The sequence below is a fragment of the Micromonospora sp. LOL_023 genome, assembly GCF_048060115.1.
Classification (GTDB): Bacteria; Actinomycetota; Actinomycetes; order Mycobacteriales; family Micromonosporaceae; genus Micromonospora_E.
The window spans coordinates 1-26,493 of the sequence record NZ_JBHMIM010000006.1; the positions used below are offsets into that span (position 1 = coordinate 1).

General features: G+C 71.0%; 20 protein-coding genes. 4 read left to right on the forward strand and 16 right to left on the reverse strand.

What is annotated here, in order from left to right; all coding sequences use genetic code 11:
- Window positions 1-334: 334 nt before the first annotated feature.
- From ACFHVL_RS04835 to ACFHVL_RS04885, 11 genes are all read right to left on the reverse strand, one after another.
- Window positions 335-610, reverse strand: coding sequence for a DUF2795 domain-containing protein (locus ACFHVL_RS04835; protein ID WP_416625855.1), 276 nt, complete (start codon window positions 608-610; stop codon window positions 335-337).
- Window positions 611-647: 37 nt separating this feature from the next.
- Complete coding sequence (gene purD, locus ACFHVL_RS04840; RefSeq protein WP_416625856.1) at window positions 648-1,892, reverse strand: phosphoribosylamine--glycine ligase; 1,245 nt, start codon at window positions 1,890-1,892, stop codon at window positions 648-650.
- Between the two features lie 47 nt (window positions 1,893-1,939).
- Window positions 1,940-2,404, reverse strand: a complete 465-nt coding sequence (locus tag ACFHVL_RS04845; protein ID WP_416625857.1) for a Rieske (2Fe-2S) protein — start codon at window positions 2,402-2,404, stop codon at window positions 1,940-1,942.
- Window positions 2,401-4,884, reverse strand: a complete 2,484-nt coding sequence (gene nirB / locus ACFHVL_RS04850) for a nitrite reductase large subunit NirB (protein ID WP_416625858.1) — start codon at window positions 4,882-4,884, stop codon at window positions 2,401-2,403. The genes ACFHVL_RS04845 and nirB overlap by 4 nt, the downstream gene beginning before the upstream one ends.
- Window position 4,885: 1 nt before the next feature.
- Complete coding sequence (locus ACFHVL_RS04855) at window positions 4,886-5,233, reverse strand: molybdopterin oxidoreductase (protein ID WP_416625859.1); 348 nt, start codon at window positions 5,231-5,233, stop codon at window positions 4,886-4,888.
- Between the two features lie 14 nt (window positions 5,234-5,247).
- Window positions 5,248-7,377: a molybdopterin oxidoreductase family protein gene (locus tag ACFHVL_RS04860; RefSeq protein ID WP_416625860.1), complete on the reverse strand. Its 2,130-nt coding sequence runs from the start codon at window positions 7,375-7,377 to the stop codon at window positions 5,248-5,250.
- Between the two features lie 123 nt (window positions 7,378-7,500).
- Complete coding sequence (locus ACFHVL_RS04865) at window positions 7,501-7,974, reverse strand: hypothetical protein (protein ID WP_416625861.1); 474 nt, start codon at window positions 7,972-7,974, stop codon at window positions 7,501-7,503.
- A gap of 46 nt (window positions 7,975-8,020) precedes the next feature.
- The gene (locus ACFHVL_RS04870) at window positions 8,021-9,244 is read right to left on the reverse strand and encodes an ABC transporter permease (RefSeq protein WP_416625862.1); all 1,224 of its coding nucleotides are present in this window, start codon (window positions 9,242-9,244) and stop codon (window positions 8,021-8,023) included.
- Window positions 9,232-9,990: an ABC transporter ATP-binding protein gene (locus tag ACFHVL_RS04875; protein WP_416625863.1), complete on the reverse strand. Its 759-nt coding sequence runs from the start codon at window positions 9,988-9,990 to the stop codon at window positions 9,232-9,234. The genes ACFHVL_RS04870 and ACFHVL_RS04875 overlap by 13 nt, the downstream gene beginning before the upstream one ends.
- Entirely contained in the window at window positions 9,987-11,225 is a 1,239-nt protein-coding gene (locus ACFHVL_RS04880) for an efflux RND transporter periplasmic adaptor subunit (RefSeq protein ID WP_416625864.1), read from the reverse strand. Before ACFHVL_RS04880 ends, ACFHVL_RS04875 begins: the two co-directional genes overlap by 4 nt.
- Before the next feature lie 80 nt (window positions 11,226-11,305).
- Window positions 11,306-12,697: an efflux RND transporter periplasmic adaptor subunit gene (locus ACFHVL_RS04885; protein ID WP_416625865.1), complete on the reverse strand. Its 1,392-nt coding sequence runs from the start codon at window positions 12,695-12,697 to the stop codon at window positions 11,306-11,308.
- 184 nt (window positions 12,698-12,881) lie between these two features.
- Between ACFHVL_RS04885 and ACFHVL_RS04890 the strand changes: the two genes are divergently transcribed.
- On the forward strand, window positions 12,882-13,460 hold the full coding sequence (locus tag ACFHVL_RS04890; RefSeq protein WP_416625866.1) for a hypothetical protein: 579 nt from the start codon (window positions 12,882-12,884) through the stop codon (window positions 13,458-13,460).
- Window positions 13,461-14,142: 682 nt separating this feature from the next.
- Here ACFHVL_RS04890 and ACFHVL_RS04895 read toward each other — a convergent pair.
- Both ACFHVL_RS04895 and ACFHVL_RS04900 read right to left on the reverse strand, forming a co-directional pair.
- Entirely contained in the window at window positions 14,143-15,051 is a 909-nt protein-coding gene (locus tag ACFHVL_RS04895) for an NAD(P)H-binding protein (RefSeq protein WP_416625867.1), read from the reverse strand.
- Window positions 15,052-15,085: 34 nt separating this feature from the next.
- Window positions 15,086-16,339, reverse strand: a complete 1,254-nt coding sequence (locus tag ACFHVL_RS04900; protein ID WP_416625868.1) for an alpha/beta fold hydrolase — start codon at window positions 16,337-16,339, stop codon at window positions 15,086-15,088.
- A 207-nt stretch (window positions 16,340-16,546) separates the two neighbouring features.
- Between ACFHVL_RS04900 and ACFHVL_RS04905 the strand changes: the two genes are divergently transcribed.
- Complete coding sequence (locus ACFHVL_RS04905; protein ID WP_416625869.1) at window positions 16,547-17,782, forward strand: hypothetical protein; 1,236 nt, start codon at window positions 16,547-16,549, stop codon at window positions 17,780-17,782.
- 81 nt (window positions 17,783-17,863) lie between these two features.
- Here ACFHVL_RS04905 and drmC read toward each other — a convergent pair whose 3' ends face one another.
- From drmC to drmA, 3 genes are read right to left on the reverse strand one after another with little or no spacing between them, the layout of a single operon-like run.
- Window positions 17,864-18,673 carry a DISARM system phospholipase D-like protein DrmC gene (gene drmC, locus ACFHVL_RS04910; RefSeq protein WP_416625870.1) on the reverse strand — a complete coding sequence of 270 codons (810 nt, stop codon included), beginning with the start codon at window positions 18,671-18,673 and terminating at the stop codon, window positions 17,864-17,866.
- 13 nt (window positions 18,674-18,686) lie between these two features.
- Window positions 18,687-20,528, reverse strand: a complete 1,842-nt coding sequence (gene drmB / locus ACFHVL_RS04915) for a DrmB family protein (protein ID WP_416625871.1) — start codon at window positions 20,526-20,528, stop codon at window positions 18,687-18,689.
- Window positions 20,525-24,133, reverse strand: coding sequence for a DISARM system helicase DrmA (gene drmA / locus ACFHVL_RS04920; RefSeq protein ID WP_416625872.1), 3,609 nt, complete (start codon window positions 24,131-24,133; stop codon window positions 20,525-20,527). The genes drmB and drmA overlap by 4 nt, the downstream gene beginning before the upstream one ends.
- A gap of 271 nt (window positions 24,134-24,404) precedes the next feature.
- Between drmA and ACFHVL_RS04925 the strand changes: the two genes are divergently transcribed.
- Both ACFHVL_RS04925 and ACFHVL_RS04930 read left to right on the forward strand, forming a co-directional pair.
- Window positions 24,405-25,370: a hypothetical protein gene (locus ACFHVL_RS04925; protein WP_416625873.1), complete on the forward strand. Its 966-nt coding sequence runs from the start codon at window positions 24,405-24,407 to the stop codon at window positions 25,368-25,370.
- On the forward strand, window positions 25,367-26,425 hold the full coding sequence (locus ACFHVL_RS04930) for a hypothetical protein (RefSeq protein ID WP_416553809.1): 1,059 nt from the start codon (window positions 25,367-25,369) through the stop codon (window positions 26,423-26,425). Before ACFHVL_RS04925 ends, ACFHVL_RS04930 begins: the two co-directional genes overlap by 4 nt.
- The last annotated feature ends 68 nt before the right edge of the window (window positions 26,426-26,493 follow it).

The window sequence follows — 26,493 nt, forward strand, 5'->3', positions numbered from 1 at the left end:
TCGACCACCGCGTTCCTCGACGGCCTCAAGGGCGTCGACGGCTGGCAGGACATGCCGTTGACCGACGCCGCCCAGACCGTTCAGGTGTCGGCGTTCCCGGACCACTACGCCCAGTGGGAGACCCAGGCCGCCGAACTCGTCGCCCAGCACTGGAACAGCTGACCACGAACAGCTGACCACGCAGGCAGACCACGGACAGCTGACCACGGACAGCCGACCCGCAGGCAGACACTGCGGCAGGCACCGAGACAACCGACAGCGCGAGGGCCGGACCCCCACCCCCTGGGGTCCGGCCCTCGACGCTGTCGCGACACGTCATCCGGTAGCCGGGAGTTCAGGGCTGGCGCAGGTGCTGGGCGACCCGCTGATGGTCGCGGAACCGGGCGCGGGCCGCCCGTTGCGCCGGATCCTGCTCCGGCGCGGCGTCGATGTGCGCGGACCGGGCCACCTCGACGCGGTTGGCGTACTCGACGGGCGGCAGGCCACGGAGTGCGCTTACCACACCCGGGCTGGCACCCACCCGCTGCGCCTCTGCGACGATCTGCTCTTTTTCGGCCGGAAAGTCCAGCTCGTTCAGGCTGTCCAGCACATCCTGGTAGCTCGTCCCCATGCCGACCGCCGTACCCGTCGGGTCCGCCGATATCCGGTCAGGGCAGGGTGATCCGGCCCTGCGCGGCGGCCAGCCCGATGTCCCGCCGGTAGTGCCCACCGGCCAGGGTGATCCCGGACAGCAGCCGGTATGCGGCCTCCCGCGCCTGGATCAGGTCGGGACCGGTGCCGGTGGCGCTGAGCACCCGGCCGCCGGCCGCCACCAGGTCACCCGATTCGGTGCGGGCGGTACCCGCATGGATCACCCCCGGCTGCTCGGCTCCGGTGATCACGTCCCCGGACCGGGAGGTGGTCGGATAGCCGGCGGAGGCGAGCACCACGGTCACCGCAGCCCCGTCCCGCCAGCTCAGCGGCGGATGATCGGCCAGGGAGCCGGTCGCGGCGGCGTACAGCAGCCCGGCCAGCGGCGTCGTCAGCAGCGCCAGCACCGCCTGGGTCTCCGGGTCGCCGAACCGGGCGTTGAACTCGATCACCCGGGGGCCGGTCGCGGTGATCGCCAACCCGACGTACAGCAGCCCGACGAACGGGGTGCCCCGGTCGCGCATCTCGGTCAGGGTCGGCTGCACCACGTCGGCCATCACCTGGTCGACCAGGCCGGGCGGTGCCCACGGCAGCGGCGCGTACGCGCCCATGCCGCCGGTGTTCGGGCCGGCGTCACCGTCGCCGACCCGCTTGAAGTCCTGCGCCGGCAGCAGCGGCACCGCGGCGACGCCGTCGGTCACCACGAACAGCGACACCTCGGGGCCGGCCAGGTACTCCTCCACCACCACCTGCCCGCAGGACTCGGCGTGGGCGAGGGCGGCGGCCCGGTCGTCGGTCACCACCACCCCCTTGCCTGCGGCCAGTCCGTCGTTCTTCACCACGTACGGCGCGCCGAAGTCGTCCAGCGCGGCGGCCACCTCGTCGGGCGTACCGCAGGTGACGGCCCGGGCGGTCGGCACCCTGGCGGCGGTCATCACATCCTTGGCGAAGGTCTTCGACCCTTCGAGGACGGCGGCTGCGCCGGACGGGCCGAAGCAGGCGATGCCCTTGGCGCGCACCGCGTCGGCGACGCCGGCGACCAGCGGTGCCTCCGGGCCGACCACGACCAGGTCGGCGCCGACCTCGACGGCCAGCGCGGCGACCGCCTGCGGATCGGTGGCGGTGACCGGCCGCAGTTCGGCGACGGCCGCGATGCCCGGGTTGCCTGGGGCGGCGATCAGCTGGTGGACGGCCGGGTCGGCTGCCAGGCTCAGCGCGAGCGCGTGCTCACGACCGCCGTTGCCGATGAGAAGTACGCGCACAGCCACCGATCCTAGTCGCCGGCCGGAGCCGGCCGTGAACCGCCGCGTCAGGGGCCGCCGGCGTCGTCGCCGGCCTGCGCCAGCGTGACCCACACGATTCCGTCCGCGTCCTGACGCACCGGGTAGGTCCGTAGCGGCGGCTGCCCACTGCGGGAGCAGCCCGTCGCCAACTCGAAGACGTGCTGGTGCAGTGGGCAGATCACCACCTCGGCGTCGATCAGCCCATCGGCGAGTGGGCCGCCGGCGTGTGGGCAGACCGCCGAGACCGCGCGCAGCGCCCCCGTGGTCAGCCGGAACACCGCCACCATCACTCCGTCGACCGGATAGACACGCCCCTCGCCCGGCGGGATCTCCCCGACCAGGCCGACCCGCCGCTCGACCAGCCGACCATCGACCAGCCGACCATCGACCAGCCGACCATCGACCAGCCGACCATCGACCAGCCGACCATCGACCGATGCTCCGCCAGGCAGCGCGCAGTCAGCCAGCCGACCGTCGTCGACGGCGGTCACGGCTGGCCCCCGGCACGCACCGGCGCCGCCGGTAGCGGCAGCAGCGGCAGCGCGGTGCGAAACTGGCCCGGCGTCACCGGGGCGTCGCGTTCCCGCCACGGATCCCGGTAGGCGGCCACCGACGCGGCCAGCCGCTCGTCCAAACCGGGGCCGAGCCCGTCGCTGTCCTCCACGATCAACTCGCGCAGCCGCTCGATGCCGACCCGGGGCACGAACGCGTAGGTTCGTTCCAGCCAGTTCGCGTTCTCCCGGTAATACTGCAGAAACCGGCCGGTCAACGCCATCACCTCGTCCGGCGTGTCCACCGTGGCCAGCAGGTCGCCCTTGCGTACGTGGGCACCGGCCGCGCCGCCGATGTAGATCTCCCACCGGCCGCCGTCGATCGCGACCACACCCAGATCCTTGACGTACGCCTCGGCACAGTTACGCGGGCAGCCGGTGACCGCCAGCTTCAGCTTGCCCGGTGCCTCCAGCCCTTGAAACCGTTCCTCGATGGCGATCCCGAGCGCCGTCGAGTCACCCAGCCCGAACCGGCAGAACTCGCTGCCGACGCAGGTCTTCACGGTCCGGAAGCTCTTGCCGTACGCGTAGCCGGAGGGCATGTCCAGGTCGGCCCAGACCTTCGGCAGGTCCTCCTTACGGATGCCGAGCAGGTCGATGCGCTGCCCGCCGGTCAGTTTGACCAGCGGCACCTGGTGCTTCTCGGCAACGTCGGCGATGCGCCTCAGCTGGGCAGGAGTGGTGCAGCCGCCTTTCATCTGCGGCACCACCGAGAAGGTGCCGTCGCGCTGGATGTTGGCGTGCACCCGGTCGTTGATGAAGCGGGCACCGCGCTCGTCGACGTACTCGTCGCCCCACATCATCCGCAGCAGCGACACCAGGCCCATCTTGCTCCTGGCGTCCTCCTGCCCATCGGCGAGCGCGTCGAACACCGCAGACACACTGCGCAGCCCTCGGGCCTGGATCTCGGCCATCAGGGCCGGCTTGTCCAGCGGTACCCCGGGCACGTACCAGTTCGCGGCCGGATCCGCCGCCACCTCGCCGCCGGCGGCCCACTCGACGATCTGGCCGACCAGGGTCTTGCACGAGCCGCACCCTTTGCCGGCCCGGGTGGCGTCCATCACCCCGCTCAGGGTGCGGACCCCGCCGGTCACGGTGGCGACCAGCGCGCCCTTGCTGACCCCATTGCAGTTGCAGACCTGGGCGTCGTCGGCGAGTTCGGCGGCGGACACCTCGGCCGGCGGCCCGCCGAGGTCGAACAGCAGCCGGACCCGTTCCTCTGGCAGCGGCGACCCCCGGTCGAACGCCTGCATCAGGAAGCCGACCTTGCTGACGTCACCGATCAGGGTGGCACCGATCAGCCGGTCGTCGCGGACCACCACGCTCTTGTAGACGCCACGTCGGGGTTCGGCGAAGACCACGAACTCGTCGTCGTCGCGTTCCGGGGCGTTGACCCCCATCGAGGCCACGTCGACCCCGGCGACCTTCAGCTTGGTCGCGGTCCGCGAGCCGTGGTACGCGGCGGTCGGGTCGGTGCCGGTGAGGTGCCCGGCGAGCACCTTCGCCTGCTCCCACAGCGGAGCGACCAGGCCGTACGTCTGGCCACGGTGCTGCACACACTCGCCGACCGCGTAGACGTCCGGCTCGTCGAGCACCCGCAGCTGGTCGTCGACGACGATTCCCCGCTCCACCGGCAGGCCGCTGGCCTGGGCCAGTGCGGTGTTCGGCCGGATCCCGGCGGCGATCACCACCATGTCGGCGGCGAACGTCCGCCCGTCGGCGAGCCGGACCCCTTCGACGTTGTCTTTGCCGAGGATCCGTTCGGTACGGGACTTCGTGACCACGTCGATGCCGAGCCGTTCGACGCTGTGCCGCAGGATGTCGCCGCCGGTCGCGTCGAGTTGCGCGTTCATCAGGTGTCCGGCGGCGTGCAGCAGGGTCACCGACACGCCGTACTGCTGCAGGCCGCGGGCGGCTTCCAGACCGAGCAGTCCGCCGCCGATCACCACCGCCCGCTGGTGGTCTCGGGCGTACCGGATCATCGCCCGGGTGTCGTCGAGCGTGCGGAAGGTGAAGACTCCCTGGTGGAAACCGCGCCGTGGGTGGTGGGCGCCGTCGATCGGCGGCACGAACGGGACGCTTCCGGTGGCGATGACCAACTTGTCGTACGGGGTGGCGGTGCCGTCGCCGGCGTGCACCACCTTGGCGAACCCGTCGATCCGGGTGACCGTCATGCCGGCCCGCAGGGTAATGCCGTTCTCCTGGTACCAGGGCAGGCTGTTGAGGAAGATGCTGTCCTCTTCCTCGGTGCCGGAGAGCACGTTGGACAGCAGGATTCGGTTGTAGTTGCCGTACGGTTCGGTGCCGAACATGGTGATGTCGTAGCGGTCCGGGCCGACCCGGTCGATGATCTCCTCGACGGTGCGGGCGCCGGCCATGCCGTTGCCGACCACCACCAGCCTTGGTCGTCGCTGGGTCACCTCAAACCTCCACCATGCCGAGGTCGAGCACGACGGTGCCGGTGGCCCCGTCCGGCGCGGCCACCTGCAACTCCAGCACGGTGCCGGCGGCCACGTCCTCGACGACCCGCAGTGGGACGTGCACCGCGGCGCGGGCACCGATCGGGAAGTAGCGCATCGGGGTGCCGTCGCGTAGCAGCAGGACGTAGATCAGCTCGCCGGAGCTGTTGCCGCCCCGGAAGTAGACGGTCTGCGTGACCAGCCCGTCCGGCACGGTGTAGCGCAGGGCGTCGTCCAGCGGCAACGGAGTCTCCAACCCTTTGCCGTCGAACGTGAACACTCCTTGCAGGAAGCGTGGGGTCGACTGCATCGCGGTTCCCTTCATCAGGTGGCGGGTTCGTCCGGCCCGGCGAGGCTGCGCAGCGCCACCGCGCAGATTTTGAAGGCAGGCATCCGGGAGTAGCGGTCCAGGGTCGGGTCGGTCAGCGCGTTGGCGCTGGCCAGGCCGCCCCAGTGGAACGGCACGAAGACGGTGTCGGGGCGGATGTGCTCGGTCAGGTACGCCCGGAAGACCGCGCGGCCCCGACGGGTGGTCAGCTCGACCAGGTCGGCGGTGCCGATGCCGAGCTGGCGGGCCAGGTCGGGATGGATCTCGGCCTTCGGGTCGCTGGCGGTGTTGCCCAGCGACGGCGAGCGGCGGGTCTGATTGCCGCTCTGGTACTGGCCCATGATCCGGCCGGTGGTGAGCAGGTACGGGTAGTTCCGGTCGGGCAGTTCGGCCGGGTCGCGCTGCTCCACCCGGATGAACCGGGCCCGCCCGTCGGCGGTGGCGAACCGCTCGGCGAACAGTCGCGGCGTACCCGGATGGTCGTCGGTCGGGCACGGCCAGAACACACCGTCCTCGGCCTCGATCCGCCGGTAGCTGATGCCCGCGTAGTCGGCGATCCCGCCGGCGCTGGCCCGGCGCAGTTCGTCGAAGACGGTCTGCGGGTCGGCGGAGAAGTACTTGCCCCGGCCGAGCCGATTGGCGAGCGCGGCCAGCACACTCAGGTCGTCGCGCACGCCGTCCGGCGGCGGCAGCACCTGCCGTCGGCGCAGCACCCGACCCTCCAGGTTGGTCATGGTGCCTTCCTCCTCCGCCCATTGGGCGGTGGGTAGCACCACATCGGCCACGGCGGCCGTCTCGGACAGGAAGATGTCCGACACGGCGAGGAAGTCCAGCGCGGCCAGCCGGTCGGCGACCCGGTTGCGGTCGGGCGCGGAGACCAGAATGTTGGAGGCGAACACCAGCATGGCCCGCACCCCGCCGTCGGCGCCGATCTGGTCGATCATCTCGGTCGCGGAGACGCCGGGGCCGGGCAGTTCGGTCGGGTCGACGCCCCACACCCCGGCGACGTGGGCGCGGGCGGCTGGGTCGTCGAGGCGTCGGTAGCCGGGCAGTTGGTCGGCCTTCTGGCCGTGTTCGCGGCCGCCCTGGCCGTTGCCCTGCCCGGTGACGGTGCCGTAGCCGCTGCCGGGTCGGCCCGGCAGGCCGAGGGCAAGAGCCAAATTGATGTACGCCTGCGTGGTGTCCGTACCGCTGCTGTGTTGCTCCGCGCCGCGCGCGGTGAGGATCATGGCGGTCGGCGCGGTGGCCAGCGCGTGCACCGTACGCTGCAGCAGTTCCTCGGACACGCCGGTGATCCGTTCCACCCGGTCCGGCCAGTAGCCGGCGACAGCGGCGCGGACCGCGGCGAATCCGGTGGTACGGTCCTGCACGTACGCCTCGTCGACGTGGCCAGCCCGGATGGCGATGTGCAGCAGCCCGTTGGCCAGGGCCAAATCGGTGCCGGGGGCCACCGGCAGGTGGATGCTGGCGCCCCGGGCGGTCGCCGTACGGCGGGGGTCGGCCACGATGTGGGTGGCACCGGCCGCTCGTCCGGCGTCGAAGTACTGCATGGCCGGCGGCATCGTGTCGGCCGGGTTGCCGCCGACGACCAGCACCGCGCTGGCGTCGGCGATGTCGGCCAACGGGAACGGCAGGCCACGGTCGATACCGAAGGCCCGGTTGCCGGCGGTGGCCGCCGAGGACATGCAGAACCGGCCGTTGTAGTCGATGTGTGGGGTACGCAGCCCGACCCGGGCGAACTTGCCGAGCTGGTACGCCTTCTCGTTGGTCAGCCCGCCGCCGCCGAACAGGCCGACGCTGGCCGGCCCGTACCGCTGCTGGCTGGCCAGCACGGCGGCGGTGATCCGGTCGAGTGCTTCGTCCCAGCTGGCCGGGCGCAGTGGGCTGCGCCGGTCGGCGGGGTCGGTGCGGACCAGCGGGGTGAGCAGCCGGTCCGGGTGGTCGAGCAGCTCCGGTGCGCTCCAGCCCTTGGCGCACAGGCCGCCCCGGTTGGTGGGGAAGTCGGCAGGGTAGATCACCGGCGGCCGGGGCGGTGCCGGCCACATCCGTACCCCGCACTGCAGGGAGCAGTACGGGCAGTGGGTCGGCACGCCCCCGCCGAGGTCGGGACTAACAGGGTCGCCCATCGCCCGATACTGGTAAATCGACGTTGCACTATCGTGTTGCCGGCGTCACGCCGACGTTGCCATCTGCTACTGATCTTGCCGCAATAGATGTGATCAGCGTCGAGTCGTCAGCCGGTCGTGTCGTCAGTTGTCGGCGACGATCGACTCCGCGCTGACCGTGCCGTCGGTCGCGGTCGCACCCTCGACCGACACCGCCGCGCCGAGGGCCAACCTGTCGAGGTCACCGGGCACCCGGACCGCCGTCGCGTCGTCGGTGCGCACGATCACCACCGCCCCGTCGTCGGTTTCCACGTACACCGTGTCGCCGTCGACCAGCTTGATCGTGCCGACCGTCGCCGGTTCCTCCTCGCCGGCGCTCTCCTGTCCCGTCCCGACGGCCGAGCCCCCCGGCTGGAACTGCCCGGCCCCCGGCTGGAACTGCCCGGCGCGGGCCTGGCGCTGGCCGGGTCCGGTGACCGCCCCGGTGTCGTCCTGTGGCACCGCCACGCCGGCGGCGAACCCGCTAGCGACCAGCAGCACGGCGAACAGCCACGGGGTGACCCGGTTGGTCCACGGCCGGGGTGCGGCAGCGGTCAGCCACTCGGTTTCTTCGCGCACGTCAGCTCCAACAGTTGTCATCGATCGGCCTGCTACTCGTACCCTGCTACTCGTACCGCAGGGCTTCGATGGGTCGCAGATTCGCCGCCCGGCGGGCGGGCACGCTGCCGAAGAAGAGCCCGATCGCCACCGACACGCCCAGTGCCACCAGCACCGAACTTGGCACGATCACCGGCTTCACCCCGACGATGGTGAAGTAGCTGCCGATCACCGCGACCGCGACACCCGCCCCGCCACCGAGCGCACTCAGCAGCGTCGCCTCGACGAGGAACTGCGTCATGATGGTGCCCGGAGGGGCACCGAGCGCCTTGCGGATACCGATCTCGCGGGTCCGTTCGGTCACCGTCACCAACATGATGTTGGTGATGCCGATCCCGCCGACCAGCAGGCTGATCGCCGCGACCGCGCCGAGCAGCACGGTGAACGTGTCGGCCGTCGACGCCTGGGTCTCCAGCAACTGTGACGCGTTTTGAATCCGGTACGCCTGGCCGGTGCCACCGCCGATCCCGGTGCCGCCGACCCCGCTGGCGCTATCGCTCGCAAGGTGGCGATCCAGGATCGCGCTGACCTGTGCCTGAGCGGCGTCGACCCGGTCCGGCCCGGTCGCCTCCACCAGCACCGAGCTGATCGAGCCGTACCCGGTCAGTGCCTGACGCACCGCGCTCAGCGGGGCCACCACCAGGTCGTTGGCGTCCTGCAGGCCGCCAGAGGAGATCTTCTCGGCGAGTACGCCGACCACGGTGAACAGGGCCCCGTCGACCATCAACTGGCTCCCGAGCGGATCCGCCCCGGCGAAGAGTTCGTCGACGACGGTCTGCCCGACCAGCGCCACCCGCCGGCCCTGGGCGACGTCAGCGTCGGTGAACGCGGCACCCTCGTCGACCTGCGTATTAGACGCGGCCAGGTAACTCGGGTAGCTGCCGACGAACTGGCCGACCGAGTGGTCGGCGTCGCCGTAGGTGAGTGTCGCCGGGGCGCTGACCACCGGCGACACCGACCGGACGTCCGGGGCAAGCACCGGATCGTGCAGCGCCTCGGCGACCTCGACGGTCAGACCGGCGCTGCCGCCGCCTGACGCCGACACGGTGATGGTGTTGGTGCCGAGCGCCTCGATCCGGTCGCTGATCGACTGCGCCGAGCCGTTGCCCACCGCGACGAGCAGGATCACCGCCGCCACGCCGATCAGGACGCCGAGCGTGGTCAACGCCGACCGCAGCTTGTTCGCGCCGACGCCGCGAAACGCGGATCGGACGATCTCTACCGGCCCCACTGGACAACCTCCCGGTACGGCTTGCCCACGGTTGGCTGACCGACAGTTGGCTGACCGATCGCGGCTCGCCGATCGTCGGAGACGATCTGCCCGTCGCGTACCCGCAGCAGCCGGCGGGTCCGGTCGGCCACCTCCGGCTCGTGAGTGATCAGCAGGATGGTGCGACCGTCCGCGTTGAGTTGGTCGAAGATGGACAGCACCTCCTCGGTCGAGCCGGTGTCCAGGTTTCCGGTTGGTTCGTCGGCCAGCACCAACGCCGGTTCGGTGGCCAACGCGCGGGCGACCGCGACCCGCTGCTGCTGGCCACCGGAGAGTTGATTCGGCAGGTGCCCGGCCCGGTCGGCGAGCCCGACCATGTCGAGGGCGGCCATCGCCCGGTGCCGTCGGACGGCCGGGCGGACTCCGGCGTACGCCAGCGGCAGTTCGACGTTCGCCACGGCGGTCGTCCGGGGAATCAGGTTGAACGACTGGAAGACGAAGCCGATCCGCCGGTTGCGGACCATGGCCAGTTGTCGTTCGGTGAGCCGGCCGACGTCCGTTCCGTCGATCAGGTACCGGCCGGTGCTCGGCACGTCCAGGCAGCCGAGGATGTTCATCAGCGTCGACTTGCCGGAGCCGGACGAGCCCATCACGGCGACGAACTCGCCTCGGTCGACCTGCAGCGACACTCCGCGCAGGGCGGCGACCGCGGACTCCCCGACGCCGTACACCTTGGTGACGTCCTGCACCTCCAGGACGGGGTTCACCGGCCGCCACCACCCGGACCGCCACCGCCAGGGAAGCCACCGCCGCCGGTCAACCCGCCACCGCCAGGGAAGCCACCGCCGCCAGGAAAGCCACCGCCGCCAGGAAAGCCACCGCCGCCAGGAAAGCCACCGGTCCCGCTCTCCGACTCGGTGGGAATCGCGATCAGCACCTGTTCACCGGCTGCCAGCCCGGAGACGATCTCCACCGCGTCGTCGCCGCGTAGGCCGACTTCGACGGTCCGGCTGACCTGCGCACCGTCCACCAGCACGGTGACCGACTGCCGGGTGCCGCTGCCGGTCAACGCGGCCGGGTTGATGGTCAGCACGTTCACCGCCTCGCCCACGACCACGGTCGCCTCCACGGTCTGCCCGGGCCGGACGCCGTCGGGCACCGAGTCCAGGTCGAGGGTGATCGGATAGCTGACCACCCCGTTGGTGGTGGTGGCGTTCGGATCGATGACCCCGACGGTCGCGGTGGCCTCGGCGTCGGCGAGCGCGTTCCACTGGACGGTCGCCGGCTGGCCGACCTCGAGCTGCACCGCGTCGGTTTCCGACACCGAGGCGGTGACCTCCAGACTGGTCAGGTCGGCGAGATCGACGAACCCGCTGGCCGACGATCCGCTCGTCTCCGCGCCTGAGCCGGCCGACCCGGTGCCGCCGCCAGATGACGACGTGCCGGTGCCGCCGCCGGACGACGCACCGACGCTGCCGTTGACCGCGACGACCGTACCGGCCATCGGGGCCACCAGCGTCGTGCCGTCGACGGCCGCTTGTGCCTCGGTGACCGCGAGTTGCGCGTCGACCACCTCAGACTCGGCGTCGGCCGTGGACTCACCGGCGGACTCGGCGGTGTCGAGGGCGTCCCGCGCCGCGTCGAGGTTGGCATTCGCGGCGTCCAGTTCCCGCTGGGCCACCGTGTCGTCGACCCGGGCGAGGACCGCACCCTCGTCGACCTGGTCTCCGACGGCCACCAGGATCTCGGTCACCGTGCCGCTGGTGACGAAGTCGGCGACCGCCGTCTTCGCGCTGCGTACCGAGCCGGCGGCGGTGACCGTCGCGGTCACCGTGGCCTGCCCGACGGTGACAGTAGCGGTGTCCGACAGATCCGCGGCAACGGCGGAATCGGGGCCGACCATTGTGTAGTAGGTCCAGCCGAGAGTGCCTAGCACCGCCAAGGCGAGTACGGCGTTGAGAAGCAGCGGCCGGCGAAGGCGGGTGAGGTGACGCAGAGGCATGGCGGACAGCTTGTGGTGGCCGCCTCGACGCGACCTCGGTGCCGGCTCGGTGAAAGCTGGCAATCCACTGGCGGGTTCCATCAGCCGCCGACCACTTTGTCGCCGACTGCCAGCCCGTCGGTCACTTCCACGTACTGGTCACCACGGATGCCCACGGTCACCACCCGCTGTTGCCGGGCACCTGTCCCGTCCACCACGACGACGATGTCCGCGCCGTCGCTGCTACGGCCGACCGCGGTGATCGGAAGGCGTACCGTGTCCGCCACCTCGTCGACGACGACCCGTACACCGGCGCTCTGGCCGACCAGCAGCCCGTCCGGGATGTCGTCGAAGTCGACGATCACCCCGTAGCGCACCAACTGTCCGTCGACGCTGCCCACCGGATCGACCTGGCTGAGCCGGGCGGGGAACTCCTCATCCGGCCGGGTCGCCACGGTGATGACGGCAGACTGGCCGGCGACCAGCCGCGCGGCGTCGGCTTCGGGAAAGCTCGCCGTCACCTGCATCTCGGCGACCGCGCCGAGCTCGATGAAGGTGCCGCCGGCCCGCACCGTGCTGCCGATGGCACCCGAGACGCGGAGCACCTTGCCGTCGATCGGGGCGCTGATCACCGTACCGTCGAGATCGTCCTCGGCGGCGGCGAGCCGCAGCTGTGCCGCGGTCACCTGCTGCCGGGCCCGCAGCACCGGGTCGCCGCCGGACCCGCCGCCACCCGCCTCGCCCGTCCCTGGTCCGGTCCCACTTCCGGTCCCGGTCCCGTCCGGTGCCGCGCTGCAGCCGGTGTCGTCGTCGGTGCCGGGCGGGTCAGCTGAGCCGGCCGGCGGCGCGGTCGGCACGCTGGCCGGCGGGCTCGCGTCCGTGCCGGTCGGGGTCGGCGATCTCCCGGCCGGTACGGACGCGGTGGGTGACGGCGATGTGCCGACCGTAGGAGACGGATCGGGGGTGGCCGACCCGGTCACCTCCGGTGTCGGGCTGGCGGTGCGATCGGGCGCGGTCCAGGCCGCAAGGGCGGCCGTCGGACACCCGGTGCCGGCTTCGGAGTCCGTCTCCGTGTCGTCCGACTGCGCGTCCGTCTGTGCGGTGGCCAGGGCTTCCTGAGCCGCGGTCAACGCCTCCCGGGCCCGTCCGACAGCTTCCGTCGCGTCGCTGTCGTCGATGACGGCGAGCACGTCACCGGCGGCGACGTCTTGGCCGAGCCGTACGTCGAGCCGGTTCACCGTGCCCGCCACCCCGAAGCCGAGTTGGCGGTCCTCGGCCGGATCGACGGCACCGGTGGCGGCGACCGCCACGGTGACCGTCCCCCGGTCGACCTGCACGGTGGCAACCGGTACGACGTCGTCTGCGCTGGTCGGACCGGCAAGTGCGTACGCGATGGCGCCGGCCGGGACCAGCGCCGCGCACACCGCCACGGCGGCGAGCCGGCGTGCCGCGGGCAGCCGTCTGAGCGGTGCCCATCTGGGGCCGAGTTCCATGAGGCGGCAGTGTTCCGGCTGCGGCTCAGGACCGGCTCGGCGTCACCTCGGCGTTTGCTGTGAGCCGCCCGGACTGACGGCGACACCCAGCGCGGTCACAGCAAACCCTGACGTGGCGCGGAGGTTTGCCAGGTCTGCTGACCCCGTACCGGCGACGACTGTCGCAGGCGATCCGGATGGGAGGGTGACCGTGCGCATCGCGCTCAGTCGTTCGATGTGGGGCGCGGCCGGCGGGATCTGCCTGCTGCTGATTGCCGCCTGCGGAGAGTTCGGCACGGACTCCGGTGGTGACGCTGTCGCCGGTGGTGCCGGCACGATGACGGCGTACGTGGAGTGCCTCCAGGAGAACGGCGTCGACGCGGAGGTTCCCGAGGCCGGAGGGGGTTTCCGAGGTGGTGCCCCGGATGGGATGCCGTCGGGGCAGCCCGGTGACCGGCCGTCGGGGTTCCCGTCCGGTTGGCCAGGCGGGGCGGGGCTGGGTGGTGGCCGGATGGGCGGCGGCTTCGCCGAGATGCTCCGACCCGATGGCGTCGATGACGAGACCTGGACAGCGGCGCAGGAAGCATGCCAGTCGGTACTGCCGACCGCCGGGGCCGGCGGTCCGCGCGGCGGCGGCGACGCTGGGACTGATCGCAGTGGCATCGCCGCGTACCGGAACTGTCTGGCCGAGCGGGACGTCGAGTGGGCCGCCGACCTGGACGAGTCGGATCCGGTGATCGCTGAGGCGCTGGCCGTGTGCGGGCCACTGCGGCCGGCCGGGTGACCGCACCGGCGCGGACGTCACCGGAGCCCGTTGAGTCCGTGAGGCGGAGTGCTACCTGCCATCAAGCGAGCAACAGCGGCAGCCGCGGTCGCCGCGGCGTGCACGGCGGCCACCGTCATGGTCGCCGTCGCCACCCCGGCTGGCACCGACGACGACACTCAGTGAGCGATGGGCGGCCAGAACCTCAGCAACACCCGGTCGAGCCCGACCGAACGCAGCCTCGGCCCGGACACGGTTGACGCCCTCGAACTCAACTGGACGTACACCACCCGTGGAGACATGTCGGCCACCCCGGCGGTCGTCGACGGTGCCGCGTACCTCCCCGACTGGGACGGCTACCTCCACAAGGTGAACACCGCGACCGGGGCGGTGCTCTGGTCCCGGTCGGTCGCGCAGTACGTCGGTGCCGGCGGCACCGTGGTCTCGCGCACCAGCCCGGTCGTAGTCGGTGAACTTCGGCTGCCTGCCAGGCTTCCCGCCGAACAACTGCCGGACCACGCGACCGCCCACCACCGCACCACCGACCACACCGCCTGCGGCGTCGCCCTGCACCGCCAGCTACCGTGTCGTGTCCCAGTGGCCCGGCGGATTTCAGGGCGAGGTGACCGTGCGGGCCGCGGCGGAGGTATCCCCGCCCCGCGCCCCCGACCGGGAGGGACCGGACCGCCCACACCCGGCCCTGCTACCTGCCAGGGACCGACGCGGCGAAGGTCTCCCGGAGCGCCGGTTCGAGCGACCGACCGGTCACCGGCTCGATGAACAGCTCAGCGAGGAGAACATCGGCAAGGTGGGCCGGGTTGAGGCCGGACTCCTTGCCGGCAAGCGCCTGCGCTCCGCCTCCGAGTCGCAGCAGGGCGCGCACCGCGCCGGCCGGCAGCCGGTTGACCGGTCGGGGTCGACCGACCGCATCGGCGATCCGCGCGAGCATCTCTGCCCAGGTGAGGTTCTCGTCGGCGACCGGAATGTCCGAACCGCTGGCTTGTTCCAGCGCCGCGTGCGCAGCCTCGGCGACGCTGCGGGCCGAGGCCGCTGCGGTTCCGCCGACGGGGGCCAGCAGCGGTGCCGCCGACCGTGCCCACCGGTCCAGCGGGCCGGCCCAGTTCGGCAGCCGGTCACCGACCCGACCGAAGACGAACGGCAGCTCCAGCACCGCGACCGGCAGTTCGGGACCGGCGGCCGCCCGCCCCTCGCGGGCCTGCTCCAGCCGGCAGCGGACGTACACATGCCGGTCCGGCAGGCACCACTGCGGACGTAGCCGGTCGTAGTAGGTGTAGTAGGAGCCGAGAATGACACCGCGGGTCAGACCCTCGTGGCGGGCGGCGGTGAACACGCGTACCACCGGGTCGACGATCTCGCGGTGGAGCACGGGATGGATCGGCCTGCGGAGCACCCGTTGCTCATCGGCGCGGGTGCCGTACACGACACCATCGTGACCGGCGAGCAGCCGCCGCAGTTCGTCGACGGAGGCGGCCTCGACATCGAGCACGTGGTCGACACCGGGCCGGTCGGTACGCGCCAGCGTGGTCACGGCGTGGCCACGCCCGCGCAGCCGGGCGACGACATGGGCACCGATGAGACCGGTTCCGCCCACGACCAGAATTCTCATACCCGTCCCGTTCGCGATCTCACTCGGCCAGGAAGGCGTCGATCTGGTCCAGGAACTCGGGCCAGGCCGGCTCGGACGCGGTGAGCAGATGGTTTCGGCTGTCCAGCAGCACCAGTTGGCTGTCTGGGATGAGGGTGGCCAGCTCGCTGGCCTGCGAGGTGGGCACCCGCACGTCGTCACGGCAGTGCAGGATCAACGTCGGGCACTGCACCCGGTGGGCGATGTCCGAGACGTCGATCCGGGCGAACTCCTCCAGGAACCGGACCCCGTTCGCCGCCGAGGTGGTCCGCCGTTGGAAGCTGATGAACTCCTCCAGCTCCTCCGGGGTGCCCTCGGGCAGGAACTGGGCAGCGAAGACGCCGAGGAAACTCGGGTCCTGGTGCGCCCAGCCGACCCGGGCCAGGTTCAGATCGAGCGCCGCCTCATCCCGCTCGGCCTGGCAGCGGGCCCGGACCTGACGTCCCCGGGCGTACGCACCGGCGAGAATCAACCGGCTGACCCGTTCCGGTCGGCGCACGGCGTACGCGACCGCTACCGCACCGCCCTGGGAGACGCCGAGCAGCGGGAACCGGTCCAGCCCCACCGCCTCGACCACGGTGTCCAGGTCGTCGACCCAGTCGTCGAAGGAGAAACTCGGCACGTCCCAGTCGGACAGGCCGCACCCCCGCTCGTCGTAGCGGACCAGCTGCCGGTCCCGGGCCAGCCCGTTGAGCCAGTGCGACCAGACCGGGGTGGTCCACTCCAGATCGAGATGGGTCATCCAGTTGGCGGCCTTGAGTAGCGGCGGACCGGACCCGACGGTGGCGTAGGCGATCCGGGTCCCGTCGTCGGCCCGACAGAACCGGACGACCTGGTGGTCCGCGCCGCCGGCCTCCCCGGCGGGGGCACGCCGGTCCGACCCAGTCGGTGGCCGCGCGGCAGGCGCTGGCCCGGCGGCGGCGGGGTCGCCGGCCCGGGTCACCGTCACTGGTGCCGCGAACTGGTACCCCCGCCGGTGCACGGTCCGGATCAGCCGCTGGTGCCGGCCGGTGTCACCGACGGCGATCCGGGCGGTACGCAGCCCGGTGGTCAGCGCCGCCTCGCTGACGAAGCGGTCGCCCCAGACCTTGTCGAGCAGTTCGTTCTTCGTCACCACCTGGTCGCGGTGCTCGATCAGGTAGTGCAGCAGGTCGAGAGCCCGGGGCTCGACGTGGACCGGCGTGCCGGCGCGGCGGAGCTCGTAGCGGGCCATGTCCAGTTCGTACTCGCCGAAGCGATAGGTGTCGCCGGCCATCGACGTAGCCTACCGCCTGCGCTGGCCGAACCGACCCTCGGATGATCATGGTAGGAGCCGGCTGTTTCTATCCGGACAGATTAGCTGTAAGATTTCGGGCAGAAGGCATGTGATGGTTGACACGATCCGCTTTCCTCATTTATTCCTCAGGTAATCCTCGGATTCTCCTCATGAATTCAGCGAGAGCGATTTGCAGACTCATGTCCCATGACATCCACCCACCGCAACACGACGTTTCGATCGGCCCGTACGGCGACTGTGCTCGCCGTACTGATGCTGGGGTCGACGCTGGCCGTCACCACACCCGCCGCCGCCTCCGCCGCCGTGCCCACCGCGGAGATGGCCGACTGCCTGCTCTACGAGTCGACCGACGAGCTGGCCTGCTACCGCGACTTCCAGACCGCGATGAAGGTGGCGACCGACGGCGCGGTCACCGACGCCCCGCGTGACGGGAGTCGACTCGACGCGGCAACCACCGAGCGGATCGCCGCCGCCGGCACCGCAGCCACCCGCGCCATGGCATCGGGTACGTCCGCAGCCGCCCAGGTCGTCCTCGGGATCGCGTACCGAGACGCCAACTTCTTGGGCGGCTCGCTGAGCATGATCTCGCAATCCGGCACCTGCAGCGGCGGCAAGTACTACTACTTCAACAACCTCGCCAGCGCTGGCTGGGGCGACGTGATCAGCTCGTACAAGAACGTCACCGACTGCGCCAGCAACTATTACGTCAACACCAACCAGTCCGGCACCCCCCACATGTGGTACTCGCACGACCGGCTCGCGCGGGTGCCCGCCGACAACCAGTACAGCTCGGTCAGGTTCTGGGACGGACCGTCCCGCGCGGAGCTCTTCGAGCACTGCGACGGCCGGGCCGTGTCCTGCCGGTTCGTTGCGGGAACGCCGGTGACCGAGACCACCGCCGGCTTCCACGAGGTCGCCTCGCACTTCAACTGCACCCCGTACGACAACAGCCTGTCGGTCGAATGGTCCGACACCACCGGTGGGTCGATCAGCATGACCTCCAAGGTGCCCGCGACCACCTTCGGCTCCAGCGCGCTGAGCAACGTGTCGACGAGCATCAGCCAGAGCATCGGCCGGCAGTGGAACTGGGAGTCGACGGTCTCCCGGACCACGTCGCTCAACGCCGGCCCGTCGGGCTGGGCCGCGCTGGACCGCAGCCCCAAGCTGCAGACCGCCCAGGGCACGATCGAGATCAAGCTGAAGAGCAACGCCTGGGGCCGCAAGGAGTGGTACATCTGGGACTTCGAGGCGACCGTCGAGGTCCCCGACCATCTGGGCGTCACCCGGTCCCGGGGCGGCCCGATGACCGAGGCCCAGATCGCTGAGCTCTGCACCGACCCGGCCCGCCGGGCTGCCGCCGCGCCGACCCGCTCCGAGACCCGCCGCGAGCTCGCCGACGACCGGCCAGCCACCGCCAGCTGATCCCTGCCCCGCCTTCCGGCCCGGGGTGTCCGCTGGCGGACACCCCGGGCCGGGGTGCCTTGTGAGGCCGCGACCTACCGGTCAGAGTCGCCGCAGGACTCCGGTGCGCGGTTCCATCAGCGCGGCGAAGTGGTCGACGAGTCGTCGTACCACCGCCGCGTCCCGCACCACCACCCCGACTTCCAGATTGTCCGACAGCGCCCGGTCGGTCAGGTTGGAGCTGCTGACCAGCGCGGCGTCGGTGTCGGCGGCGATCACCTTGGCGTGCAGGGCCGGAAGTGACCGGCCGGGCTGTCGCCGCACCGCCACCGGCCAGTGCCAGCAGGTGACCCGGTCACCGAGGCCGGCGAAGACGTCGGCTCCGGTCACCCCGCGCAGCGGTCCGCCGTCGGCGGCGCCGCTCTCGGACACCAGGTCGACCCGGACGCCGCGGTCGGCGGCGGCGGACACCTCGACGACGACCTCGGCGACGCCGTACGCGGCGAAGCTGACCATCAGCAGCGACCGGCGGGCCTGCCGGATCAGTTCGACCACCACCGACCGGGTCAGCCGGACCGCGACGGCCGGGCTACTCGGCCCGCTGACCACCAGCTCGGTACGCCGAACCTCGGCCCGCCGCTGCAGGTGGGCGGCGCTTCGCAGGGCCAACGCGACGGCTGTACCGGGCAGGTCGGGGGCGTGGGTCCGCCAGGCGGTGACCAGCCGTCTGGCGTGGGCGGCGACGGCGTACCCGGGGCGGGCGTCGATCAGCGCGGCCTCGACCGTGGCGTCCGGCCGGTGGACCGATGCCAGGACGCCGGCCCACGCGGCGACGTGCCCGGCCGGCAGCTCGGCGGCCAGCTCGGCGGCCAGCTCGGCGACGGTCTGCGCCATGGCCTCGGACGGGTTCACCGTTGGCAGCCGGTCACCGGAAGAAGCCGCACTCGCTGTCGGCGAGGGTGTCGACCAGCAACGACCGGTCCAGGTAGTGGTTGCCGCCTTCGCAGGAGGTTTCGGCGGCGTACAGGCAGGCATGGCAGGCGGCTCCGGCGAGCCGGCCATGCACAGTCGGGTCGTGTTCGGCGCAGAGCGGGTCGGAGCTGCACAGCCGGGCACCGTCCAACGCGCGGTCGATCAGCGGACCGAGCCGGTCGGCCCGGCCGAGGGAGACCAGCCCGCCGAGGGTGCCTTCGCTGTCTGGGGCGGCGGTGTAGAGCAGCACCCCGGCCATCGGCACTTCGCCGGTACGCGCGTACACCCGCTCGCCGATGCCGGAGGCGCTGTAGCCGCACTCCAGCGCCAGCTCCCGGATCAGGGTGTGCGCGAAGGTGTGCAGCAGCAGGTAGCGCAGGCCGGGCCAGGCCCCGGGGGGTAGTTCCCGCTGCGCCCGCCACTTCTCGTGGGCCCGGATCAGCAGCTGTTCGCGGGCCTTGACCGCGGGGTCGTGCTCCCAGGCGACGATGCGTTCCTCGGTGAACCGCAGGAAGATGCCTTCACCGCGGGTTTCGGCGCACGGCACCCAGGTGGGCGGCTCGGCGGACAGCGGTGCGCGGCACCGGTCGGGGGTGTCGAGCACGTCCCGTTCGGGGGCGTCGATGCGGGTGAAGCCGTACAGTGCGGCGACCCGACGCAGCCGGGGCACCAGCACCACCTGGCTCAGCCAGTCCCGGTGCCCGGCCGGGACCGGCTCCGGTCGGGTGGTGAAGTCCGGCAGTGCCGCGCCGACGCTGGCGGTGAACGCGCGCCACTCGGGCAGGTGCAGGTCGAGATTGTCCCAGTCACCGCCACCGGGGACGTCGCCGGCTTCGTGCCGCCGCTGGATCGCCGCCCACACCTTGTCCACTCCGTGCGGTTGCAGCTCGGGCCAGCAGGTCTGGGTGGGCAGGATCATCGTGCCGGTCTGCGCTGGCAGCGGAGCGAGCACGCTCAGCGTCGGCCAGAACTCGGCGACCAGGTGGTCCACCGGGTGTTCGGCCTTCGGCACGCTGAACACCGCCGCCTGCATGGCGAACCAGCTGTTGGTGGCGCCGAGCGCCAGGGTGCGCGGCGGCGCGTCGCACGGTTCGTAGCTGCCCAGGTGCGGGTGGCGGCCCCGGCAGGCGGGCAGATTGCGTTCGGCGAGCGCCCCGATCGCCTCCGACATCGGCCGGTGGGTCGAACACTGGCCGCAGGTGACGAAGATGTTGGTGGTCTCGCCGGTGCTGCCGCGTTCGGACAGTTGCAGCGGATGCCCGGCACCGGGGTCGCTGCCCCGGTGCACGAAGTACGACCAGGGGAAGTCGTCGAGGTGGCCGTTGCCGCAGGCCAGCACGAACCGGGCCGGTACGGCGGTGGGTCGGCCGCCGCCGTTGCCCCGGCAGGTGTGCACGTAGCGGACCTTGTCCGGCGTCGGCGCCGAGACCAGCTCGAACAGACCCGACTCGACTGGGGCGAGTTGGTTGCACCGGGTGTCGGAGCAACGCAACCAGGCGGGGAACAACGCGACCGGCACCCCGATGCGGGCCCATTCGGCGTACGGGTCGGAGGTTTCCGGCAGGTGTGGCGGCAGCCGCAGCGCCTGCACCTGGTAGCCGAGTTTGGCGCGCATGGCGGCGAGCAGCCGGTCTTCGGTGATGACGGTGGCGCGGGCCAGCTCCCAGTGGTCGAGGCCGAGCGGCATCACCGACAGGCTGGGCAGGTCGGCGACGGAGCCGATGCCGTAGGTGTGCAGCAGCTGGTTGGGGCGCAGCGCGCCGACCCGCAGTTGCCGTTGCTGTGGGTCGCTCACGCCAGCGCCTCCGGCCCGTCGGCTCCGCCAGCGGCCCCACCGGCGGCGGCCCCGGTGCCGGTCGCCGGATCGGCGCGGGGCACGAACGGTGGCGGTGGTTCCGCGATGGCGGCCCCGGTGAGCTGCAACTGCAGCTGCACACCGGGTTCGACGTCGCGCAGCGAGGTCGGGCAGGTGGTCTGCCGCCAGCGGCCCTCCTCGGGGCGGTGCAGCAGCCCGGCGATGTCGTCGCTGCGGCGCGGCTTGTCGTACGCGAGTCGCCGGGCGGGCATGGCCCGTTCCCGCGCCCACGCGTCGAGCCGCGCTTCCAGCTCGTCCTCGACGCGTAGCCGTACGGCGTTGTCGGCGGCGACGTCGCTGCGCCGGGCGAGGAAACGCACCACGTGGTCGGCGAGGGGGCCGTAGCGGTCGAAGTGCTGGACGCTCAGGTTGCCGTTGTAGGTGTGTTCCAGGTTGCGGATCAGGGCGACCAGCACCCCGGTCAGGCCGCGGTCGATGGCCCGATCGGCGAACGGGGTGACCGACAGCGCTTCGACCTGCCGGTAGACGGTGGCGTGGAAGTGGTCGAAGCGTTCGTAGTGCGACAGGTCGCGGGGGCGGGCCCAGTTGTAGACGGTGAAGACGATGCCGGGGGCGGCGCGACCGACCCGGCTGGTGGCCTGGATGTACTCGGCGGCCGACTTGGGCTGGTTGGCGACGACCATCACGCCGAGCCGGGACACGTCGACCCCGACGGAGATCATGCTGGTGGCGAGCAGCACGTCGATCGGTCTCGGGCCGGCTTTGCCGCGCCCGCCGGTGAACCGGACGGCGAGCCGGTCCAGCAGCGGCCGGATCGCGTCGGAGGGCATCCGGGAGGTCAGCTCCTCCAGCAGCGGGTCGTAGCGGCGGGCGAGGCCGCGTTCGTCAGCGCGGGTAAGTCGGGTGGAGACGTCGTCTTCGACGAGGCGTCGCATGCCGCCGAGGTCGCGCAGGCTGTTGAAGTAGCCGACCAGGGTCATGTACGGGTCGGTGACGTCGTTTCGGCCGTAGCGTTCGTGCAGCTTCTGGGCGGCACCGAGGACCGACACGTAGACCCGGATCAGGGTCGACTTGATCCGGGTGCCGTGGGCGCAGATGCCGATGTAGCGCCGGCCGGGACGCTGGTCGGGGTGACGTTGGCGGGCGAAGAAGCTGTCGGCGGCGTCGAGACCGGGCGGCGGGAACACTTCGGTGCTGCGGTGGAACAGCGCGCCGATCTGCTGGTGGGCTCGGCGGACCGTCGCGGTGGAGGCGATCACCTTGGGCCGGGTCGAGTGGCCGGTCATCGGCTGCCAGGTGGCGAGCCGGTCGACGGCGGTCTCGTAGAGGCCGACGAGGGAGCCGAGCGGCCCGGAGATCAGGTGCAGCTCGTCCTGGATGATCAGGTCGGGGGGTCGCAGTCGGGGACAGTCGACGATGCGGGCCAGGCCGGCGTTGCCGGTGGCCCGGTGGTACGTCGCTTCCCAGTCGGTGCGCTCCAGGTCTTCGGTGACGTAGCCGTGCCGTTCACAGCGCCGGCTGACCTGCCCGAACAACGCTGAGGTCTCGCCCTTCCAGGCCAGTTGGGCGAACTTGTCGACGGTGGCGATCAGCAGGGCCGGCGGGTGCCGGTAGATCTCCTCGTCGACCACGAGCACCGGCAGCCCGCGCTGGTCGTCGGGCCGGCCGAAGCCGGCGAGCTCGCCGAACGGGCATTCGACGTCGGGGCAGCGCACCAGGGTCCGGCGGTACGTCGGGTCGATCATGATGTCCCGGCCGGGTTCGATCCGGCTGCCGCACCACGGGCAGCTGGTCAGCTGGTGTGGTGACCCGTGGCCCCGGGTGGCGGCACCGCGCCGGCCACGCTGCTGCTGCTGCCACTGCCGGGCCTGGTCGGTGTGGTTGGGGGTGACCTTGCCGCCGACCCATAGTCCGATCCGGATCGGCGTGTCACCCCAGGTGGTTTCGTCGGCACGGCGCAGGGTTTCGGCGGCGCAGATCAGGGTGGCGGCCCGCTCGAACTGCTGGATGGTGAGCAGCCGCAGCGTGTAGCGCATCAGCACGGCGAGGCCGTCGGCGGCGACCAGGCCACCGTAGGCGGGTTGCAGCCGGCGGATCGCGATGGTGAAGGCGGTCAACCCGAGGTACGCCTCGGTCTTGCCGCCACCGGTCGGGAACCACAGCAGGTCGGCGACGGCTCGCTGTAGATCCTCTGTGCGTTCGGCGTGCCGGGGGTCGGCCAGCGCCGGCAGGTTGATCAGCAGGAAGGCGAGCTGGAACGGCCGCCAGCGGTGGTTGTCGGGCTGGTCGGCGGCGTCGGTCGCCGCCGCGAGCCCGAGGCCGGGGTGTTCGCGACGGGCGTCGGCGACCCTGGTGTGCACCCGCTGCAGGTACATCGCCTGGTTGGCGAAGCCGAAGGCGCGGCGGGAGGCCGGGTCGGTGGCGAGCAGGCCGATGCCGGCGGTGATCCGGTCGGCGGCCCGGCGGGCGTCGCGCAGCGCCTCGGTGACCTGCTGCCGGTGTTCGGTGAGCCGGCGGTGCGGCTGGTCGGCGGCGGCGTCGTTGCCGGCGATCCAGGCCCGGTAGCCGTCGACGAGCGGGGTCAGCGCCGCCAGCAGCGGATCACCGGCTGGACCGCGTGCCGAGCCTTTGGCTGGGGCGGCCGCCGGGGTGGCGGCCAGCTCGGCGAGGCGTTTCATGTCGAGCTCGACGGCGGCCAGCTCCGGCAGATCGGGGTCGGTGTCGGCGGTCGGCACGTCGGTGAACGGCAGTTCGTGTACGGGCACCGGGCAGGTGCGGATCCGGTGGGCGCGCAGCGCGTGGTCACCGGCGGCCGGGTCGGCCCGCACGGCCGTGCCGTGGCCGACGGCGTACTCGGGATGGAAGCGGTAGGCCATCGCGAGCCGGCGGCGTTCGGCCTGGTCGGAGGCGTCGCCGCCGGTTATCTGCTCGGGTCGGGGCCAGAAGACCGGCTGGTCGCCGTCGCCGGTGGCGGACAGCTCCACCTGGAAGATCCAGGAGCTGGCGTCGCGCCGCGCGCCGGGCCGCTGCCGGTTCTCCAGGAACAGGGAGATCAGCCAGCGGCCGTCGCGGCGGCGGGCCCGGCCGCGTACCACGATGTCGGGTTGGTCCGGGTCGGGGGCCTGCGGCGGCAGCGGGCCTTCGGCGAGTACGACGATGATGGTGCCGCCGTAGCTCTGGCGCTGCCAGACCCGGCCGGCGTATTCCTCGCGCTGCGAGGTGGCCCGGTCGTAGCGGCCCCAGCCGCCGGTGACCCGCAGCGCGGTGGCGGCACCGTCCACGGTGGCGGTGAAGCCGAGCGCAGACGGGGCGAGGCTGGGCACGTTGGGGGCGCTCGGCTCCGGCTGGCCCTCCATGATGTCCGGTGCGCTGGCGTCGGAGAGCTCGTCCTGGGTGTCGGGCTCGACGGCTTGGCCGTTGGGGGCGAGCCGGCCGAGCAGGTAGCGGTCGAGCGGGCTCTCCTGGGTGCCGAACTCCTCGTCCGGCCCGTCGAGCGGCCCGAGCAGGTCGGCCAGGACCAGCGCCTGCAGCTCGTCGCGGATCACGCCCGCGTCTGGTCTGCCGAGTACGCCCGCCTCACCCATGCCCGCCACCGTAACGGCTCCCACCAAAACCGTCCTCATGCGATCGACTGCACCTGCCGACCGGAAAGCATGATCACTTGAGTACTTTGACCGTCCGGCAAATGTCGATCATGAGCGAACTGAAGATCAATATCGCCCGCTGAACCTGGACCATCATCCCGATGTGGACAAATCAAAAGGCCATGACTTCGCGCCACGGTGCGCCGCCGTACGGTCCTTGGCCGTACGGCGCTACTGTCGTCATCTCGCGATCACGAAGGAGGGTCAGCCATTGGAGGCGCGGCTGTTGCCGATCAACGCCCTGCTCGGGCTGCTGACGGCCGGTGATATCACTCAGCCCGTGCTGGCTCAGGCAGGATTTCGCCCAGCCGGGCTGGAAATTCCCGCCAGCGGCGACGCCGGCAATGCCGTCATCGATGCCCTACTGTTCCACGAGGCCAGCAATCATCTGGTGCAGTGCGAAGCGAAGTCCGGTGCCAACATCGAGGTGCGGCAGGCTTTCGCATACGCGGCGATGGGCCCTGAGTCGTTGGTGCAGGCCGCAGGCGTGACTCTGACGCACCGGACCCCGCCGACGCTGGAGACGCTATACATCTGCTTGTCGAAGCACGCCAGCCGGATCAGCCTGAGCCTGGAGAGTGCGGGAGTGTCTGCGCCCCTGCTTGCGGTCGCTCACCGACGCGTCGACCTGCACAACAGGGAGCATGCGTCAGGACTACTCACCAGGGCTCTCGGCGAAGGCGTAGACCTGGCCGGCCCACCACCTTCGATCATTCCGTTCGACCCCGACTCTCCGGTAGAGGTAGCTGAGGAGTACGTCCTAGCGGCGCTCGTCGCCATGCTCACGCACAGAGCACCAGCCGTCACAATGACTAGCCTTACCGAGCGGGTCGCCCCCTACTACAGCATCTACGGACAAAAGGCGCAGACCGGACTCAGGCGCCTCGTCACTCAGGTTGCTCGAAGTGTCGCCGACCGCGAGCCTGCATGGTTCGCGTTCGAGCGACGCACAGCGACTCGATCCGAAGACCGTATCCAGTTCAGGAATACTCCTGAGGATCTTCATCACAGAGGCCGCACCACCTCATATCAAAGCATCGGAAAGGTGACCAAAGGGATCAAACGCCCAGGGCGCGCCGAGATTGATGGACAATTGGACCTGCTCCAAGAGCTAGAGGTCGCGGATACTGGCCTGGAGGAGTCGCAGGAGGAAGACGAGCAGGGAGGTGGATCTTGACCGCACGGGCCGCCATGGCAGATGAACTTGCACTGAGCCCTACCTCACCCACCAAGACGTTCGTCGTGGAGGCCCATGTAGAGGATCCGTTGGAGTGTCTGCGTGGGCTCACCGGCTCCGGCCGGGTCGAGGAAAGCACCGACGCCTTCCTCTTCAAGGTCCACACCGAGTTCGGCTATTTCTGGGTAGATCAACTCAACCCCAGGTTCTGGAGCCTGCACACGGACATGCCGACAAAGAATGCCGGCTCGTTGGTCAACGGCTGGGTAGCCAACCGCCGTGACCTCGACTGGATGTGGCTGCCCTCCGAGCATCTACGGCACATGTGGCCGAACGCCCAGACGCGGCGCGTGCGTACCAATTTCAAGGGTACGGCTCTGCTCGGATCCGCCGGAGCCGAAACCGAGGAGCTTGGGTTCCAACTGTCTGGCCGCAACGCCGAGGCGTTCCTTGACTTCCTCTCACGCAGCGACTACCGCGACGCCGTTCCGTTCGATCGGATCGAGAGCCATATCGATGACCCCGACTTCGGTGGAGTACGGGAAGCGGTCAGCAGGATGGGCAAGTTCGTCGCGTCCGGCGACTCCTTCCCACTGCACCTCGCTTTCGTCAGCCGGGCCGTGAGCCGGTACAGCAAGCTGGTGACGCTCTGTGAAAGCAAGGCCATCTCCTGGTCGACCCTTGGCACCGAGGATGGCGGCGGCAACGTGACGGGCGGGCCGATCGCTATCCGATTCAGCAAAGAGATTCATGATCAAGATGCCTTCCTCAGCGAACTGTTCTCATCGAGAGCGCCGTTCCGGCTCTGGGGCCGCCCAGCCGTCACCGCTGACGGCGTCGCGGAAGTCGCGGCCGTGGATCTGCACGTGGGGCAGCAGTTACGGATCGATGTCGGCAACGACTGGATGAGGATCTACCTGGGGAAGGATGGTTGTGGCAACACAGTCGCCAGACTGGTGAGCAACCTGCAGCACCACTTCGATGCCGCGCTCCAGATGGTCGACCCCGAGCTTCAAGCAGCCATCAGCCCTCGCCCCCTGGCCAGCACCGCCTAACTTCTTCATCCACGACCCGTTCCCGGAAGGCTGACTCGGCAGCCCTCGCTCAAATGGAAGCCTGCTGG